Source organism: Bacillus cereus group sp. BfR-BA-01381 (assembly GCF_022663555.1).
Lineage (GTDB): Bacteria > Bacillota > Bacilli > Bacillales > Bacillaceae_G > Bacillus_A > Bacillus_A pacificus.
The window spans coordinates 19,431-37,154 of sequence record NZ_JAKUFR010000048.1 but is presented as its reverse complement, the minus strand read 5'-3'; the positions used below and the strand labels follow the sequence as shown (position 1 = coordinate 37,154).

Sequence of the window (17,724 nt, the reverse complement as noted above, 5' to 3'; positions counted from 1 at the left end):
AGCTTATCTAGCGTAATTAAATCTTGTGCTGACCATCTATAAGGAACTTCATCTATTCCAAACGTTGCTTCCGCAAAAGAATAAAGTGCTTCGTAATGAAGCATCGTGTTTATTCCTTGTCCTGTTTTATGACTTTCTCCGCCAATTAAAATTAATTTTTCCCCATTGCTTGTTGTGTAGCGTAAGGAGCGTTTTGGGTCATCAATACTTAAATACATGCCACCTGGATAATCTGTTTTTGCTTTAATAGCAAGAGCATAAGAGCGTTCTGCGTACATTCGCGTAAAGAAAAAGCTATTCGCATCATAAAAAGGAAAGTGTGAACAAGAGACAACATATTCACAAGTGATGCGATGTCCGCCCTTTGTAATGACTTGTGGAGAATCTCCTTTTTCTACATCCATAGCAGTCGTTTGTTCGTAAACTTTTCCTCCCATCTCCACAAACTTTTCTAAAAGTGTTTTCAAATAAAGAAGGGGATGAAACTGGGCTTGATTTTTCATGACAAGTGCAGATTGTACTGGAATTGGAATCGATAGAGATTGAACATAGTCACAAGGTATATTTAATTTTTGATAGGCTTCATATTCTTTCGATAAACTTCTTAATCCCTTATCGGTAGTTGTATATAAATATGAATCTTCATTTGAGAAATTACAGTCGATTTTATATGTTTGCACAGTTTCATTAATAAATTGTAGAGCATGATTATTTGATTCATAGTAAAGCCCGGCCTTTTCCATACCGAAATGATTGATTAATTCATCATAAATAAGATCATGTTGCGCTGTTATCTTTGCTGTTGTATGCCCAGTCGTCCCGTTTAAAATAAGCCCAGAATCAATTAACACAACATCGATGCCTTCTTTTGCAAGTAAATAGGCAGTAGTAATACCTGTAATACCAGCACCGATAACAGCAACTTTTGTCTTTATATTTTCAGATAAAGGGGGAAAAGTTGGGATTTGGGTAGATTCAATCCAATAAGATGATGGGAATTGTGGAAACGTATCGCTTGTCATTAAGGAAACCTCCTGATTTAGAACAATTTTCCTTTTAATATTTCCATATGATATGAAATTCATGTGTGTTGTTTTAGAGGTAGGCTATTTTTATCTCACTTTAATGGACAGTAAGACCCCCACCTCAAAATTCAGCGAAAGTAAAGAAGTTAGGTGGGGGGCGGGCTACCCATAAAAGTCCGATTGGTGAGGGCTAATAATCAGCGGGAGATGAAGCCCCCCACTGATTAAAGTTTCACTTTATTTAAAAGAAAGATAAAATTATCTCGATATAATTATTGGACGTTGTCGGTATGAAGAGGTAGGAGTTGTGTAAAGCTAGATTTAGATGAGTATATTTGTTGTTTAAACAGAGAGTTCTTGAATAAGATAGAGTCTATAGCATGGCAAAGTACGTATATGTATAATGAATGAAACCTTATAAAATCTATGTTTTTTCTTTAGTGAAATAAAGTATAATTATAAAAATATAACCAACTTTTATTACTAGGTCATAAAAGTTGTTGACAATGTGGAAATTCTATTGATATGATTCATCATGTGGAAAGGTTGATAGAGAGTAAAAAGATAAATGTTTTTCATTGATAATAAAAGCGAAAAATAAGTGACGATAGAGTGAGTATATTTTCCTTATAACAGATGCTTTTTAATCACCTAGTAAAATCAATCTGGAAGCAAGAATTGATATATGTAAGTTGCGCAAGGCGCGGCATAAGAAAGGGGCAAAAGGATGAAGGAGCTTCATACGTTTGGGTGGTATGCAGCACGTGTATCACCACATTTGCCGAAAAAAGCATTTAAACCAGTTCCTACTCGTTTATTTGGCGGACTGGCTTATTTACTTGTGGCATTGGCGGGGTTAATATCGATTGGTGTATTTGAATTGAATGTGTGGGCTAATCTAGGAATTGCGATCGTTCTTGGATTATGTTTTGCTTCACTTGGGTTTTTAGGGCATGAAATTTTACATGGAACTGTTGTAAGAAAGGCATGGCTTCGTGATTTCTTAGGAGCGATTGCATTTATGCCATTATCAACAGGTCCTAAACTTTGGCGAAAGTGGCATAATGCAACGCATCACGTTCATACACAACATGAAGAGAATGATCCAGATGCATGGCCTACACTTGAGAAGCTTAAAAAGAGTAAGTTTTTGAGCTGGGTATACCGCATGCCTCTTCATGTACGTTCATTCTTTAGTTTTCTGTCACTAACAATTCAATTTACATTGCATTCGACTCGAATGTTCTTTCATTTTATAAAAGAGTTTAAGTCATCCAATCAAAAATCTGTATGGCTTCAACTTCTTTTGCCTTGGACTGTTTGGATTAGTTTATTGTTTATTATGGGGCCTGGAAAATGGTTATTTGCATATGTGATTCCATTGTTAATTGCTAACTTTATTGTAATGGCATATATCGCAACAAATCACCGCTTAAATCCAATTGTTCCAGTAAATGATCCGTTAGCAAACTGTTTATCAGTAACAGTGCCGCGTTGGGTAGACGTTTTACATTTCAATTTCTCATATCATACAGAACATCATTTGTTCCCTGCTATGAGCTCTAAATACTACCCGTTAGTAAAAGAGAAAATTAAAGAAATGTGGCCGGAACGCTATCATGAGATGCCGATGACAAAAGCTTTGGCAGCGCTATGGAATACACCACGTGTGTATTATCAAGGAAGTGAATTAGTGGATCCGCATAGAGAGCATTTCTATGGTTCTTTAGGAAATGGGCTAGATCCTCATAATATTTCATATCGTGAGGAACATATAGAGGAAGAAGAGAGTATTAAAAAAGTAAATCCGTAAAAATTGATATATGTTGCAGTGAAAAAGCAAGCCATCTCAGGCTTGCTTTTTCTTATAAAGAGACTTCCTTTTTGTTCTTTGTATGGAATTGGACGGAGTTAGTTTCTTTTCGTTGTAGTCGTTTTTCTAAAAGGTTAACAAGGTACGTGAATAGGAGAACAAGAACAAGATAATATAAACCAACAATTATGTATGTATCTAATTGTTGGAAGTTACCTGCAGCAATGGATAAACCTGATCCCCATAATTCGGACAATCCTACATATGCAACGAGGGAAGAGTCCTTTAATCCAATAATAAACTGATTTCCTAAAGGAGGAATAGATTGACGGAATGCTTGCGGTAATACAATACGGCGCATCGCTAAAGGATACGGCATACCTAGAGAGCGAGCAGCTTCCATTTGCCCACGATCGACAGATTGGATAGAGCCTCGGAAAATTTCAGTAATATATGCACCGTTATGAATTGCTAAAGCAATGGCTCCTGCCCAAAAAGGAGTAAAAACAACAACGGATGTAATCCCAAAATAGAGAATGGCGATTTGAACAATTAAAGGTGTACCACGAATAATGGCGATGTATATGTGAGCAATACTATTTAAAACTTTATTGTTAGAGATTCGAAAGAAAGCGAATAGTAATCCAATTAGTGAACCGAGTAATAGGGATGTTAGTGTTAATTGTAATGTGACAATAGTAGCTTTTAAGAGTGTGGGATAGGTAGAGATAAAAATTTCAAACATGCGTTTCACCTCATATTATATAGATTTTAGTAGAGAATGAAATGCCCCACACAAAGTGGGGCATGATTTATGGAAACTTTGAAGGGCTAAATTACTTCGTTTTTTCCTCTTCACCAAGAATATTACGCCCAAACCATTTTTTACTGATCTTTTCATACGTACCATCTTTAATAATTTCATCTAAAGCTTTATTTACTTTCTCGACCATTTCTTTATCATCTTTACGAATAGCAATTCCCATTTCATCAAGGTTTAGTGGTTTTCCAGCTTCTTTTATATTTGATTTACCTTCTTTGATCATGCGTAAACCAACCATTTGATCTGTAATTACTGCATCAATACGTCCAGGCTCTAAGTCCATAAGTGCAGTAATATCGCTATCGTATTCTGTAATTTGATCTGTATGTTTTGCAACGAGGTCTTTAAAGGTACTAGCTTTTACAACACCAATTTTCTTACCCTTTAAATCTTCTGGAGAAGAGATAGATGTATTCTTTTTAGCTACAAAAATTTGGGCACCAGAACGATAATAAGGATTTGAGAAATTAACAGCTTTTAAGCGTTCTTCTGTAATTGCCATACTGCCCAGTATTACATCATACTTTTTCGCTTTGAGACCTTGGATTAGCGTTTCCCATGGATTTGTAATAGGGGTTGGTTTCATATTCATTTTTTTCGCGAGTGCTTCACCTAGTTCTACATCAAAACCGACAAGTTTTCCGTCATTTTCTTTATAGTTAAAAGGTTTATATAAGCCACTCATCGCATAACGAAATTCTTTTTCACCATTTGAAGAAGTAGTAGCACTTTCCTTACTACAGGCTCCTAGTATAAAGGATGTGCATAATGTAATACTCGCAACAATGGTTAATAGTTTTCTTTTCATAAAACCCCTCCTATATATTGATCATACGGATGGTTTTAAGTATGTTATTGAAATATTTTATTTAGATGATTAGTTGTGCACCGTATGAATGTATTTCTTTTCGTTTGAAACAGAAGTTATATTATAAAACGTTGCGTAAAAATTGTTTCGCTCGTTCATGTGATGGAGCTGAAAAGAATTGTGCTGGCGGAGCATCTTCTACAATTTTTCCATCATCCATAAAAATGACGCGATCAGCTACATCTCTTGCGAAATTCATTTCATGAGTAACAATAACCATGGTCATTCCTTCTTCAGCAAGTTCTTTCATAACTTGCAACACTTCTCCAACAAGTTCAGGGTCTAAAGCTGAGGTAGGTTCATCAAATAGCATAATTTTAGGGTTCATAGCAAGAGCTCGTGCAATAGCAATACGCTGTTTTTGACCACCTGATAGGAGATGGGGCGTTACATCTGCTTTATCTTGTAGGCCGACTTTTTGCAGAAGCTGATTTCCGATTTCTTTTGCATTTGCTGCTTCTAATTTTTTTACATGAATAGGTGCTTCTATGATGTTTTCTAGTGAGGTCATATGAGGAAAGAGGTTAAAGTGCTGAAAAACCATACCGACATTTTCGCGGACTTTGTTTAAATTTGAATGCTTTGGATCAATTCGTTCACCTTGTAAGTGAATTTCACCTTCATCGTACATTTCTAAAAAGTTAAGACAGCGAAGTAATGTACTTTTACCGGAACCACTGGCACCAATTAAAACGACAACTTCTTTTTCTTGTACTTCTAAATCAATTCCTTTTAAAACGTCAAGTGAGCCAAATGATTTTACTAGATTTCGAACCTGAATCATACAAAACCCCCAGTCAAAAATATATTTTACAAATGTTGCCCCTTATTTCTGTTATTAGTCACAAATTGTCAGAATCCTTTATTTTTTTCGTGGATTTGATATTAAAGGAAATAATAATTTTTTAAAATCTCTATATCCTTCTATAATGAAAATATGGATAATAATATATAGGTAGTACTTATATTACTTATACAAAGGGGGAAAGAAGAGATGGAAAAAGAAAGGAAGACATTTTCCTTTGGCTTACGTACACAACTTATGCTATTCACTACAGTTTTAGCTTTAATTACATATTCAACAAGTATATTTTTTATTTATGTGATATATGATTATTTTCAAAGTTATGTAAGTCAAACTGCATATAATATTATCGTTATGTTATTAGGGGTAGTATGGTCTGGAATTTTAGCATATGGAGCAGCCATATTTTTAATTAAACCGCTTCGAAAGTTAGAGGAGGCGGCGAGAAAAGCGGCTGAAGGAGACATTCGTGAAGATGTTCCGTTACCGAAGACTGATGATGAAATTAAATCTTTAAGTGTTGCATTTAATATGATGCTAGGGAACTTAAGGGGCATGGTAAAAAATATTGATACAACATTTTCGTATACAAACAATCAAGTACAGCAAATTAGAAAACAAACAGGCGAAGCAACGAAACAAGCACAAGGTGTTTCTGAAACACTTGCAGAGATTTCTTCTGGCGCTGAACAATCAGCTGCATCCATTCAGGCAATTGTTTCTGCTGTTGATACAACAACTTCTATTGCAAGTGAAGTAGAAGAGAAAGCGAAACAGTCTGATGAGTTGTCTTCAGAAATGGTTCAAGCTTTAGGGCATAGTACTCGTGTCTTTACGTCTTTAATTCAAGGTATTCAAACATTGGCGAAAGAAAATGAAGATTCAATGCAAAATGTACAGAAGTTAGAGGAAAGAATGAAACAAGTAGAACACATTGTATCTGTTGTGAGTGAGATTGCTAGCCAAACTAATTTATTAGCACTAAACGCTTCTATTGAGGCTGCTCGTGCAGGAGAGCATGGAAGAGGCTTTGCGGTTGTTGCGGAAGAAGTACGAAAACTTGCTGATGAAAGTGATCATTCTGCAAGAAACATATCGCAGTTATTACGAAATATGCAAGAGGAAGTACAACAAGTTGCAATGAAAATGACAGAACAAGTGAAAATAGCTAAAGAAGAGGCGAAACGTGGGGAGGCTACGGAATTAATTTTAAAAGAAATGTCATCAAGTGTTATGGAAGTAGCGGATGCAACCAAGCAAATTAGTGGTTATATGAATGAACAAGTGAACCACATTCATCAAACAGGAGCACAAACAAAGGCCGTAGCAGCAATTGCTGAAGAAACGTCAGCTGGTTCACAAGAAGTAGCACGTGTGACGTTGCAACAATCTAAAAATATGATAGCAATCGATCAATTATCAAAGGATCTAGAGAAACAAGCAACAGAATTGAAACAAACAATTAAACGATTTTCAATGTAAAAGAGAAGAACAGAATACTGTTCTTCTCTTTTTTTAGCTAGATTTAATATCTATAGTTAAAAGATATAAACTATGAACGTTTCCGCAACATTCTTTTCTGTCCCTTTCGGATGAAATTTATAGCGAGCTATAATATTAAAAGGGGTGTCTTTTATGAAAAAAGAAAAAAGACAACGATTAATTAAACAATTTGTAAAAGAGTATGAAATAGAGAAGCAAGAAAGATTAGTAGAATTGTTAGCAAAAAAAGATGTATTAGTAACACAAGCTACGGTTTCTCGAGATATTCGTGAGTTAAACTTAACGAAGGTACCTTCTCAAGAAGGATTGATGATATATAAAATTTTCTCAGAAGAGCATTTACAAACTGATATAAAATTAAAGAAAAAATTACGAGAGGTTGTTGTGAAAATTGATTGTGTAGATCAATTAATGGTTATTAAAACATTACCTGGAAATGCACATGTTATTGGTGTTTTGTTTGATGAGTTAGATTGGAAAGAAAAAATAGGATGTATATGTGGAAATGATACATGCCTTATAATTTCTCAGTCGAAATCAGATAGGGAGATTTTAGAAGAACGATTAAATTTAATTCTTTAGATGCAAAATCCTGTTTTTAATTTTTATTAAAAACAGGATTTTTGTGTAAATACGGAAGTTAAATATTCAACATATATGCGTAATATATGTATTTTTTATTAAAAAATCGGGATGGATTATTATAAAAATACAAATTAATATGATTTTAAAAAAATAACTTGTTTAATATTTCACAATGATAATGTGGATGATTTCACAAAGGTGAAAGCGTGTAGCATTTATTATGTACTTGTAAGACATCAAACATATTTAAAAGGAGGTACAACAAATGAAGCATCCGATACATGTTACTTCAGAAATTGGGGAATTACAAACGGTTTTATTAAAACGACCGGGTAAAGAAGTGGAAAACTTAACACCAGATTATTTACAGCAATTATTATTTGACGATATTCCATACTTACCAATTATTCAAAAAGAGCATGATTATTTTGCACAAACGTTACGCAATCGGGGTGTTGAAGTTCTTTATTTAGAAAAACTAGCCGCTGAGGCGTTAGTAGATAAAAAACTTCGAGAAGAATTTGTTGATCGTATTTTAAAAGAAGGACAGGCCGACGTAAATGTTGCACATCAAACTTTAAAAGAATATTTACTTTCCTTTTCAAATGAAGAATTAATTCAAAAAATTATGGGCGGTGTACGGAAAAACGAAATTGAAACAAGTAAGAAGACACATTTATATGAATTAATGGAAGATCACTATCCGTTTTACTTAGATCCAATGCCTAATTTATATTTTACTCGTGATCCAGCAGCTAGCGTGGGCGATGGCTTAACGATAAATAAGATGAGAGAACCAGCGCGTAGACGTGAATCATTATTCATGGAGTACATCATTAAATATCATCCAAGATTTGAAAAACATAATGTACCAATCTGGTTAGATCGTGATTATAAATTTCCAATTGAAGGTGGCGACGAGCTAATTTTAAATGAAGAAACAATTGCGATTGGAGTATCTGCTCGTACTTCAGCTAAAGCAATTGAACGTTTAGCAAAAAATCTCTTTAGCCGACAAAATAAAATTAAGAAAGTGTTAGCAATAGAAATTCCAAAATGCCGAGCATTTATGCATTTAGATACAGTATTTACAATGGTTGATTATGACAAGTTTACAATTCACCCAGCTATTCAAGGGCCAAAAGGGAATATGAATATTTATATTTTAGAAAAAGGATCAGATGAGGAAACTCTTAAAATTACACATCGTACTTCTTTAATGGAAGCATTAAAAGAGGTATTAGGCTTAAGTGAATTAGTTCTTATTCCATGTGGAGGAGGAGATGTAATTGCTTCTGCTCGTGAACAATGGAATGATGGCTCGAACACATTAGCAATCGCGCCAGGTGTAGTTGTTACATATGATCGCAACTATGTATCCAATACGTTATTACGGGAACACGGTATAGAAGTGATTGAGGTGCTAAGTTCAGAATTATCTCGTGGTCGTGGGGGTCCACGTTGCATGAGTATGCCAATTGTTCGTAAAGATATTTAGTATAAATAACGGAGAAAGTAGGGATGAAGTATGTTAATGACTAGACCAAATTTAAAAGGAAGAAGCTTTCTAGCAGAAAAAGATTTTACACAAGAAGAATTGTTATATTTTCTAGATTTGGCAGCAGAATTAAAAGAGAAAAAGAAAAATGGTATCCCGCATCATTATTTAGAAGGTAAAAATGTAGCGCTCTTATTTGAAAAAACTTCTACTCGTACGCGTTGTGCATTTACAGTAGCATGTACAGATTTAGGGGCAAATCCTGAATATTTAGGGAAAGGTGATATTCAGCTTGGGAAAAAAGAATCTGTAGAGGATACAGCAAAAGTGTTAGGGCGTATGTTTGACGGAATTGAGTTTCGTGGATTTAATCATGAAACTGTAGAATCTTTAGCACAAAATTCTGGTGTGCCGGTTTGGAATGGATTAACAGATATGTGGCATCCAACACAAACACTAGCAGATTTATTAACAATTAGAGAACATGTAGGGAAACTGAAAAATGTGAAGCTCGTTTACGTTGGAGATGGACGAAATAATGTTGCTAATAGCTTACTAGTTGGTGGCGCAATCGTTGGAATGGATGTACGTATTTGTACACCGGAAACTTTATGGCCTGCACAAGAAGTAATAGATTTAGCAAAAAAATATAATGAACAGGTAATGATAACAAGTAATGTGGAAGAAGCAGTTGCGAATGCAGATGTAATTTATACAGATGTATGGGTGTCTATGGGGGAAGAAGAAAAATTTGCTGAACGTGTCAAGTTATTGAAACCTTATCAAGTAAATATGAAAATGATTAAAGAAACAGGAAATGAAAACGTGATTTTCTTACATTGTTTACCTGCATTTCATGATGTCGAAACGATGTATGGCGAAGAAGTTTATGAGAAATATGGGTTGAAAGAAATGGAGGTAACTGACGAAGTATTCCGCAGTAAACATTCAAAAGTATTTGATCAAGCTGAAAATAGAATGCATACAATTAAAGCGGTTATGGCAGCTACTTTAGGAAACATGGAGTAAAGAAGAAAGGGAGTCTTCCTTTCTTCTTTCTCCTCCTTTAGACACTATCATTCACTATTGCTTTTGTATTGTTATTGCAATTAAAGAGAGGTGAGTGGAATGGGTGAAGATAAGAAACTAGGGTTGTTTACATTAACGGCTCTTGTAGTGGGGTCTATGATTGGCGGTGGAGCCTTTAATTTAGCGAGTGATATGGCAAAAGGTGCTGGTGCTGGAGCCATTATTATTGGCTGGGTTATAACAGGAATTGGGATGATTGCACTTGGATTATCTTTTCAAAATCTAACTGTAAAACGGCCAGATTTAGATGGTGGTATTTTTAGCTATGCAAAAGCAGGGTTTGGTAATTTTATGGGGTTTAATAGTGCGTGGGGATACTGGCTATCTGCTTGGCTTGGGAATGTAGCTTACGGCACATTATTGTTTTCTTCATTAGGATATTTCTTCCCGATCTTTGAAGGCGGGCAAAACGTAGCGTCCATTGTTGGTGCAAGCGTATTATTATGGTGTGTTCACATGTTAATTTTACGTGGAGTTCAATCAGCGGCACTTGTGAATTTAGTAACTACAATCGCAAAATTAGTACCTGTATTTGTATTTATTGTCATAGGAATCTTCGCGTTTCATATTGATACGTTTTTAGATGGATTTTGGGGGCAAACTGGTTCTTTTTCATGGGGAGCAGTTGGCAGCCAAGTTAAAAGTACAATGCTTGTAACTTTATGGGTATTTATTGGGGTAGAAGGTGCTGTTGTTTTATCCAGTCGAGCAAAAAATAGAAGTGATGTAGGGAAAGCAACGGTTATTGGCTTAATTGGTACACTCATCATTTACATTTTAATCACATTATTGTCTCTTGGACTTATGCAACAAGCAGATATTGCTGGTTTGAAAAATCCGGCTATGGCTTATTTATTTGAAAGTGTTGTTGGAAAATGGGGTGCTATCTTTATTAATTTAGGTTTAGTCATCTCTGTATTAGGTGCTTGGTTAGGGTGGACTTTGCTCGCTTCTGAAATTCCATATTTAGCGGCTAAAGATGGAGTGTTTCCAAAATGGTTCGCAAAAGAAAATAAAAATAAGGCTCCAGTAAATTCATTATGGATAACAAATGGTTTAATTCAAATGTTCTTGTTAACATTCGTCGTTTCTGATCAGGCGTATAACTTTGCATTCTCTTTAGCATCTTCAGCTATTTTAATTCCATATGCTTTTTCAGCATTTTATCAACTGAAACATAGCTTAAAGTCTGAGGAAGTAGATCGAAATAAAAATATAGTAATTGGCTTGATAGCAAGTATTTATGGTGTTTGGTTAGTTTATGCAGCTGGTTTAGAGTATCTATTATTAACAATGACTTTATATGCGCCAGGTATTTTTATTTTTTACAATGTTCAAAAGCAAAAGAGTTCGAAGCAAATATTTACTCGAGTGGAATTAGCATCATCCGTAGCAATTGGTGCTTTAGCATTTTTTGCGATTTATGGATTAATTACAGGCAGCATTACTTTATAGAGCTCTGTGAAAACGAAATGAACTGGAGGGCTGAAATATGGCACGAAGAAAAATTGTAGTTGCACTAGGGGGAAATGCGATACAGTCTGGAAAAGCTACTGCGGGGGCGCAGCAAGAAGCGTTGGAAAAAACGGCGGAACAACTTGTGAAAATAATGGAAAATGATGTAGATATAGTAATTGCACATGGAAATGGTCCACAAGTGGGGAATATTTTATTGCAGCAAAAAGCTGCAGAAACGGAAAAGACACCTGCAATGCCATTAGATACTTGTGGGGCAATGAGCCAAGGAATGATTGGATATTGGATGGAAAATGCGATTGAAAAGGCATTGAAAAAACGGAATATAAAAAAAGATGTAGCAACGGTTATAACACGCGTTGTTGTGGATAAAAAAGATGAGGCATTTAAAAATCCAACTAAACCAATTGGTCCTTTTTATACAGAAGAAGAGGCCAGAAGATTAATGGACGAAACAAAAGCAGTGTTTAAAGAAGATGCGGGTAGAGGGTGGAGACGTGTTGTTCCATCACCGAAGCCTGTAAGTATTCATGAACATAAAGTGATTAATTCTTTGGTCGAAGATGGAAATATAGTGATAGCTGTTGGCGGTGGTGGAATTCCAGTAATTGATTCTGAAGAAGGGCTAAAAGGAACTGAAGCGGTTATCGATAAAGATTTCGCTGCGCAGAAATTAGCAGAATTAGTAGATGCCGATACGCTTGTTATTTTAACTGCAGTTGATCATGTGTATGTAAATTATAATCAACCGAATCAAAAAAAATTAGAGCATGTCACAGTGAATCAATTAGAAGAATACATTGAGGAACAGCAATTTGCTGCGGGAAGCATGCTTCCAAAAATTGAAGCTGCTATTAATTTTGTTAATACAAATACAAAAAGAAAAACAATTATTACGTCTTTAGAAAAAGTATATGAAGCACTAGAAGAAAAAGCCGGTACTATTATTTCAAAACAAAATGTATGCATGTATGTTTAAATACATTATGTACGCTACTTATTATTGAAAAAAGAATGAAGTTAGTAACTTCATTCTTTTTATTGATTCATATTTTTTGTACGTATTGTTCATAAAGTTTTCATGATGAAATCTGAATATATAAGTTAGTTATGATAAAATTCAAATTGAATACGCTTTCTTGATTTTTCGCTCCAACATACAGCAAGAGAGAGGGAATTTTATGAATAGACGGAACGTAGTTAAGGATTTAAAGCAGTTCGAATTATTTGCTCATTTAACAGAAAAGAAATTGAAAGGTTTGACGGAGTTTGTCTATTGGCGAACTTATAAAAAGGGTCAATTTTTATTTTTAGAAGGGGATTCAAGAGAAAGAATTTACTTCATGTTAGATGGATTTGTAAAGTTAGAGCGGGTAAATCAAAGTGGGAATTTATTATATGATGACTATGTAAAGAGGTATTCTATTTTTCCTTATGGTGGTATGTTTACAGACAGAGGATATAACTATACGGCAGAAGCGATGACAGATGTAGAGGTCTATTATATTCCGACAGTAATTTTCGAAGATATGGTGAAATCTAGTAGGACACAATTAATGTATGTTGTTCAGCAATTATCATCGATATTAAAGCTAAACGAAAATCGAGTACAAAATATTACAATTCCTAATGCACAAGATCGGGTCATTCAAACATTAAATTATTTAATGCAGGATTTAGGAGAACAGAGTGGCGAAACGATTGTAATTTCCTGCCCACTTACAACCATTGAAATATCGAAAATATCTGGTACGTCTCGAGAGACGGTTAGTAGCGTATTAAAACAATTAAAAAATGATAGTATTGTTACAATTTTAGATAAAAAAATTACAATACATAATCCAACATATTTTGAGGAAATCTCTATGTGAAAATTGTAGATTGATTTTTTAATTCATATTGTATATTAATAAGGTTCTTTATATATTTATAAGGAACTTTTTTACGTTATCCTCTATAAAAAGATTGTATAGTATAGTAATAATAGCTAAAATCGATAATAAAAACAAAGTGAAGGGGAGAAGGAATGATTCGCATTGAGTATGATCGATTAGTAGCTATTTTTTACAGTATAGGGGTTTTATTATTATTAAAAATTCCAAATGATAATGAATTAATAGGGGAAGAGCTATTTAATCTCTATAAGGTTCCGATACATACGGATATTTATATGAATTACAAAGTTTCAAATATATTGATTGTTTCTTTCGTACTACATGTAATTGCATTTATATTATTTTTGAAATGGCTAGGAAAAAAGGAGTCTAGTACATTTAGAAAAATGAATAAGATAAAAGTAGTAGGTATTAGTATTTTGATTTTAATGATGCCGTTTATTTTAAATAACATCCTTCATACATTGAATAAAACATGGTACTACGCAGGAAAAACAGGCGTAGAAGCAATAGAATATAAAAAAGATGATAGCCAGTGTAGGATGGAGAAAAATGGAGAGGATATCGAACGAAAGTGCATCGTTACTTTAAAAAATTATCGTAATCATTCACAAGCATTAAAAGTTGTTTTATATGAGGATTCAAAAAGTTATCCAATACCAAATCCAATCTATTTACAAAAACATGAGACAAAGCAAGTCGAATTTCAAATTCCTGTTGTTTATAGTAGCGGTATTGAAAAAGATGAAGTTCCAAATATTAAAATACATTCACTGCATGAAGATGATACGAAATAAAATTAATCCGTAAGTAAAAGTTTATGAGTAGGAGCAATAATTTGAAACGATATAGAAAATCAACTTGAATCATCCAACATGCTGCGAGGTAATAGCATATTGGATGATTTTTTATTGTATCCCTTTTCTTACGTATGAAAAGGAGGGATACTTTGTTGAAAACGAAAAACATTGCAAGGATCATATATGGTTTTCACTTTACGTAATCTTTGAAAGTTAGGGCCATAATAACTAGTTTGCCAATTTTTAATGTCGATATCGGGCCAATTGACATAGTCACCTAGTGTATAAGGGTCTAAGCTTTCTCGTAAATCTTTAACCCAGCGTATATTTCGATTTTCTTCACCATCACATTTCCAAGAGGTAATGTATTCTTGCGCAATAATTGCTTTGCGATGGAAATAAGCTGTTTCAGTAGGCGGAATATTTTCAACAGCACCTACGAGCGATTGGTGCCAAATACTCGCATCCTTATTTGGTGCATGTGAAAGAAAATACTGCATGATTTGAATTCCTTTAAGAGGAATAGGTTTATATACGTAGGAACCGGAGCGCTTGAAGTTTTCAGGGATGTTACCACTGTTAAAAAATTCAACAGCCTTTATATAAGGAACTTCATCTATAAAGAGAGAGGGGGTACCAGTTTCAAGAAGAGGAGATAATAAGGAATGGAGTTCAGAGGGAGAGCCAACAAATTCACCTTGTGCTTCAATTTTGTTTTGTTGTTTTGTGAATAATTCAATTGATGAAGTGAGACGTTCGTCTACATAAGGCGCCCAGTTTTGCCAAGCTTGAAAGGCAGCAATAAAATCTTCCCATTCCCATGTAATGGAGAAGATTGATACATTTTTTATAGGGTGTACGCGAAAAGTCAAAGAAGTAATAATTCCGAAGTTTCCACCACCACCACCGCGGCATGCCCAAAACAAGTTATGGTTTTCATGTTCGCTTGCACGAATGATTTTTGCTCCAAATTTACCACATGCTTGTACCATTTCAACTTCTATTAATTGATCACATGTTAATCCAAATAAGCGTGAAAGCATACCGATGCCCCCGCCAAGTGTTAATCCAACAATTCCAACGCTTGCACTTGTACCAGCCGGTATTGTCACACCATAATTCCAAAGCTCTTTATAAACAGTGCCAAGGTTTGCACCAGCTTCAATTGTTGCTGTTAATTTATCTGTATGAACAGTAATGCGATGCATTTCACTCACATCAATAATAAGTCCTCTATTTAAAAGAGAAAAATTTTCATAGCTATGACGTCCGCTTCTTAAGCGAAATGGTACATGACGCTCGCGTGCCCATTTTAAGGCGTTACATACATCAGTTTTATTTTGGCAAAAAACAATAATACAAGGGAGTTTTGGAATACTTAAATTTAAGTTCATTCGGGCTATGTCATAGTCAGGATCTGAAGGAACAACGATACGACCTGTTAATTTTGTTTGTTTCAATTTATCACTCCTTTCTAAAATAAGTAGTGCTTTTTATTAATATATGAAAAGCATATGTAACGTGCGTGGACAAGAGCAGATGAGGAATGAGATTTGCTCTTGTGAGAAATAAATAAAGCATAAGAATAAGGAATCTACATAGAGTTCAATGAAAACAGTTGCAAACTATTCATATTTTGTTATGATAGTGTTACGAAAACGTTTGCATAAAATTTCCGATGGGATGCAAAAGGAGAGAATGACTATGAATAAAACATGGTGGAAAGAAGCGGTTGCTTATCAAATTTATCCACGTAGCTTTATGGATTCAAATGGTGATGGTATTGGGGATTTACAAGGTATTATTGCAAAACTGGATTATTTAAAAGATTTAGGTATAGATGTAATTTGGATTTGTCCAATGTATAAGTCACCTAATGATGATAATGGTTATGACATTAGTGATTATCAAGATATTATGGATGAGTTTGGTACGATGGAAGACTTTGATGCTTTACTAGATGAAGTTCATAAGCGTGATATGAAGCTTATTATTGATTTAGTTATTAATCATACAAGTGATGAACATCCATGGTTTATTGAGTCTCGTTCATCTAAAGACAATCCGAAGCGTGATTGGTATATTTGGCATGATGGTAAAGATGGTGCGGAACCAAACAACTGGGAAAGTATTTTTAATGGTTCGGCATGGGAATACGATGAAGTAACAGGACAATATTATTTACACTTATTCTCACGTAAACAACCAGATTTAAACTGGGAGAATAAAGAAGTTCGCGAAGTGTTATACGATACAGTTAATTGGTGGCTTGATAAAGGAATTGATGGTTTCCGTGTGGATGCGATCAGCCATATTAAAAAAGAAGATGGCTTTAAAGATATGCCAAATCCAAAAGAACTAAAGTATGTACCATCTTTTGATAAACATATGAATGTGGATGGTATTCAACCTTTATTAGAAGAGTTAAAAGAAAATACATTTTCTAAGTACGATATTATGACTGTCGGTGAAGCGAATGGTGTTAAGATTGAAGATGCTGAGCTTTGGGTTGGAGAAGAACAAGGTAAGTTCAATATGGTATTCCAATTCGAACATTTAAGCTTATGGGATGCAGAAAAGAAGAAAGATCTTGATGTTGTAGGGTTGAAAAAAGTATTAACGAAATGGCAAAAAGGTCTAGAAAATAAAGGATGGAATGCTTTATATATTGAGAATCACGATAAGCCACGTATCGTTTCAACTTGGGGAGATGATAAACAATATTGGCGTGAAAGTGCAACAGCTCTAGGGGCAATGTATTTCTTTATGCATGGTACACCATTCATTTACCAAGGACAAGAAATTGGGATGACAAATGTTCAGTTCCCAAATATTGAAGATTACGATGATGTAGCAATTAAAAATTTATATCGCGAGAAAATTGCAGAGGGCGTATCACATCAAGATATGATGGAAATTATATGGGCGTCTTGCCGCGATAATTCACGTACACCTATGCAGTGGAACGATGAGATGAATGCTGGCTTCACAACAGGTACAACTTGGTTTGGGATGAATCCAAACTACAAAGAAATTAATGTTGAAAAGCAAAAGAATGAAGAGAACTCTATTTTCAATTTCTATAAGAAAATGATTGCCTTGAAAAAAGAGCACGATGTACTGAATTACGGTACGTACGATTTAATTTTAGAAGATGATCCGCAAATTTATGCATATACTCGTACTTTAAACGATGAAAAAATCATTGTAATTAGTAATATCTCAAAAGAGGAAGCTGTATATAATGAGGAGTCATTCGGACTAGAACGCAAACGTTTGCTTTTAAATAACTATGAAGTTGCGGAACATGAACAAGTAACTACAATCACGTTAAAGCCTTATGAAACAAGGGTTTATCGTATTTCATAATAAAAAAGGATGCTCTTAGAGCATCTTTTTTTATGAAAAAAAATAAATTTCTATTGCAAAGTGAAAACGCTTTTATTAAAATAGATTTATGAAAACGGTTGCGTAAAGGGATAAAAACAAATTAAAATGAGGAATCGTTTTCATAAAGGGAATAGAAATTATAATTTAAATCATT

Annotated in this window: 15 protein-coding genes and 1 pseudogene; 11 read left to right on the top strand and 5 right to left on the bottom strand. The window is 34.4% G+C overall.

All coding sequences use genetic code 11. The annotated features are described in order from the left end of the window. On the bottom strand, nt 1–1,022 hold a 1,022-nt coding region (locus MR079_RS17075), incomplete at its 3' end, for an NAD(P)/FAD-dependent oxidoreductase (RefSeq protein WP_242294347.1). A 730-nt stretch (nt 1,023–1,752) separates the two neighbouring features. Here MR079_RS17075 and desB point away from each other — a divergent pair. Then, on the top strand, nt 1,753–2,838 hold the full coding sequence (gene desB / locus MR079_RS17070; protein WP_139869468.1) for a Delta(10) desaturase DesB: 1,086 nt from the start codon (nt 1,753–1,755) through the stop codon (nt 2,836–2,838). Between the two features lie 52 nt (nt 2,839–2,890). Here the strand turns inward: desB and MR079_RS17065 are convergent, their stop codons facing one another. The 3 genes from MR079_RS17065 to MR079_RS17055 form a co-directional block, all read right to left on the bottom strand. Then, nucleotides 2,891–3,583, bottom strand: a complete 693-nt coding sequence (locus MR079_RS17065) for an amino acid ABC transporter permease (RefSeq protein ID WP_242294346.1) — start codon at nt 3,581–3,583, stop codon at nt 2,891–2,893. Nucleotides 3,584–3,674: 91 nt separating this feature from the next. Beyond that, the gene (locus MR079_RS17060; RefSeq protein ID WP_000823737.1) at nt 3,675–4,469 is read right to left on the bottom strand and encodes an ABC transporter substrate-binding protein; all 795 of its coding nucleotides are present in this window, start codon (nt 4,467–4,469) and stop codon (nt 3,675–3,677) included. A gap of 121 nt (nt 4,470–4,590) precedes the next feature. Continuing rightward, nucleotides 4,591–5,313, bottom strand: a complete 723-nt coding sequence (locus tag MR079_RS17055; protein WP_000616944.1) for an amino acid ABC transporter ATP-binding protein — start codon at nt 5,311–5,313, stop codon at nt 4,591–4,593. 210 nt (nt 5,314–5,523) lie between these two features. On the opposite strand from MR079_RS17055, the pseudogene MR079_RS29575 reads away from it, so the two are divergent. The 9 genes and pseudogenes from MR079_RS29575 to MR079_RS17015 form a co-directional block, all read left to right on the top strand. After that, nucleotides 5,524–5,874 (top strand): annotated as a pseudogene (locus tag MR079_RS29575) (HAMP domain-containing protein); the annotation flags it as partial. After that, nucleotides 5,866–6,816 (top strand): methyl-accepting chemotaxis protein, encoded by a 951-nt coding sequence (locus tag MR079_RS17050; protein WP_439195582.1) that lies wholly within the window; start codon nt 5,866–5,868, stop codon nt 6,814–6,816. The pseudogene MR079_RS29575 and the gene MR079_RS17050, both read left to right, overlap by 9 nt. 153 nt (nt 6,817–6,969) lie before the next feature. Beyond that, nucleotides 6,970–7,419 carry an arginine repressor gene (gene argR, locus MR079_RS17045; protein WP_000711840.1) on the top strand — a complete coding sequence of 150 codons (450 nt, stop codon included), beginning with the start codon at nt 6,970–6,972 and terminating at the stop codon, nt 7,417–7,419. 268 nt (nt 7,420–7,687) lie between these two features. Next, nucleotides 7,688–8,920 carry an arginine deiminase gene (gene arcA / locus MR079_RS17040; RefSeq protein ID WP_000682337.1) on the top strand — a complete coding sequence of 411 codons (1,233 nt, stop codon included), beginning with the start codon at nt 7,688–7,690 and terminating at the stop codon, nt 8,918–8,920. A gap of 30 nt (nt 8,921–8,950) precedes the next feature. Beyond that, on the top strand, nt 8,951–9,949 hold the full coding sequence (argF, locus tag MR079_RS17035; RefSeq protein WP_002163765.1) for an ornithine carbamoyltransferase: 999 nt from the start codon (nt 8,951–8,953) through the stop codon (nt 9,947–9,949). A 99-nt stretch (nt 9,950–10,048) separates the two neighbouring features. Then, entirely contained in the window at nt 10,049–11,464 is a 1,416-nt protein-coding gene (arcD, locus tag MR079_RS17030; RefSeq protein ID WP_000503408.1) for an arginine-ornithine antiporter, read from the top strand. A 37-nt stretch (nt 11,465–11,501) separates the two neighbouring features. After that, nucleotides 11,502–12,464: a carbamate kinase gene (arcC, locus tag MR079_RS17025; RefSeq protein ID WP_139869470.1), complete on the top strand. Its 963-nt coding sequence runs from the start codon at nt 11,502–11,504 to the stop codon at nt 12,462–12,464. Between the two features lie 202 nt (nt 12,465–12,666). Continuing rightward, entirely contained in the window at nt 12,667–13,356 is a 690-nt protein-coding gene (locus tag MR079_RS17020) for a Crp/Fnr family transcriptional regulator (protein ID WP_001081912.1), read from the top strand. A gap of 155 nt (nt 13,357–13,511) precedes the next feature. After that, nucleotides 13,512–14,177, top strand: a complete 666-nt coding sequence (locus MR079_RS17015) for an ABC transporter permease (RefSeq protein WP_242294344.1) — start codon at nt 13,512–13,514, stop codon at nt 14,175–14,177. A 128-nt stretch (nt 14,178–14,305) separates the two neighbouring features. On the opposite strand, the gene MR079_RS17010 is transcribed toward MR079_RS17015, so the two are convergent. Then, a complete protein-coding gene (locus MR079_RS17010; protein ID WP_242294343.1) occupies nt 14,306–15,640 on the bottom strand; it encodes an FAD-binding oxidoreductase in 1,335 nt (444 codons plus the stop codon). Nucleotides 15,641–15,884: 244 nt separating this feature from the next. Between MR079_RS17010 and MR079_RS17005 the strand changes: the two genes are divergently transcribed. Further along, on the top strand, nt 15,885–17,549 hold the full coding sequence (locus MR079_RS17005; RefSeq protein WP_139869473.1) for a glycoside hydrolase family 13 protein: 1,665 nt from the start codon (nt 15,885–15,887) through the stop codon (nt 17,547–17,549). Nucleotides 17,550–17,724: the final 175 nt, after the last annotated feature.

Coding starts and splice junctions, on each gene's coding strand:
- desB (WP_139869468.1), top strand. CDS start 1,753: ATGAAGGAGCTTCATACGTTTGGGTGGTATGCAGCACGTGTATCACCA.
- MR079_RS17065 (WP_242294346.1), bottom strand. CDS start 3,583: ATGTTTGAAATTTTTATCTCTACCTATCCCACACTCTTAAAAGCTACT.
- MR079_RS17060 (WP_000823737.1), bottom strand. CDS start 4,469: ATGAAAAGAAAACTATTAACCATTGTTGCGAGTATTACATTATGCACA.
- MR079_RS17055 (WP_000616944.1), bottom strand. CDS start 5,313: ATGATTCAGGTTCGAAATCTAGTAAAATCATTTGGCTCACTTGACGTT.
- MR079_RS17050 (WP_439195582.1), top strand. CDS start 5,866: ATGATGCTAGGGAACTTAAGGGGCATGGTAAAAAATATTGATACAACA.
- argR (WP_000711840.1), top strand. CDS start 6,970: ATGAAAAAAGAAAAAAGACAACGATTAATTAAACAATTTGTAAAAGAG.
- arcA (WP_000682337.1), top strand. CDS start 7,688: ATGAAGCATCCGATACATGTTACTTCAGAAATTGGGGAATTACAAACG.
- argF (WP_002163765.1), top strand. CDS start 8,951: ATGTTAATGACTAGACCAAATTTAAAAGGAAGAAGCTTTCTAGCAGAA.
- arcD (WP_000503408.1), top strand. CDS start 10,049: ATGGGTGAAGATAAGAAACTAGGGTTGTTTACATTAACGGCTCTTGTA.
- arcC (WP_139869470.1), top strand. CDS start 11,502: ATGGCACGAAGAAAAATTGTAGTTGCACTAGGGGGAAATGCGATACAG.
- MR079_RS17020 (WP_001081912.1), top strand. CDS start 12,667: ATGAATAGACGGAACGTAGTTAAGGATTTAAAGCAGTTCGAATTATTT.
- MR079_RS17015 (WP_242294344.1), top strand. CDS start 13,512: ATGATTCGCATTGAGTATGATCGATTAGTAGCTATTTTTTACAGTATA.
- MR079_RS17005 (WP_139869473.1), top strand. CDS start 15,885: ATGAATAAAACATGGTGGAAAGAAGCGGTTGCTTATCAAATTTATCCA.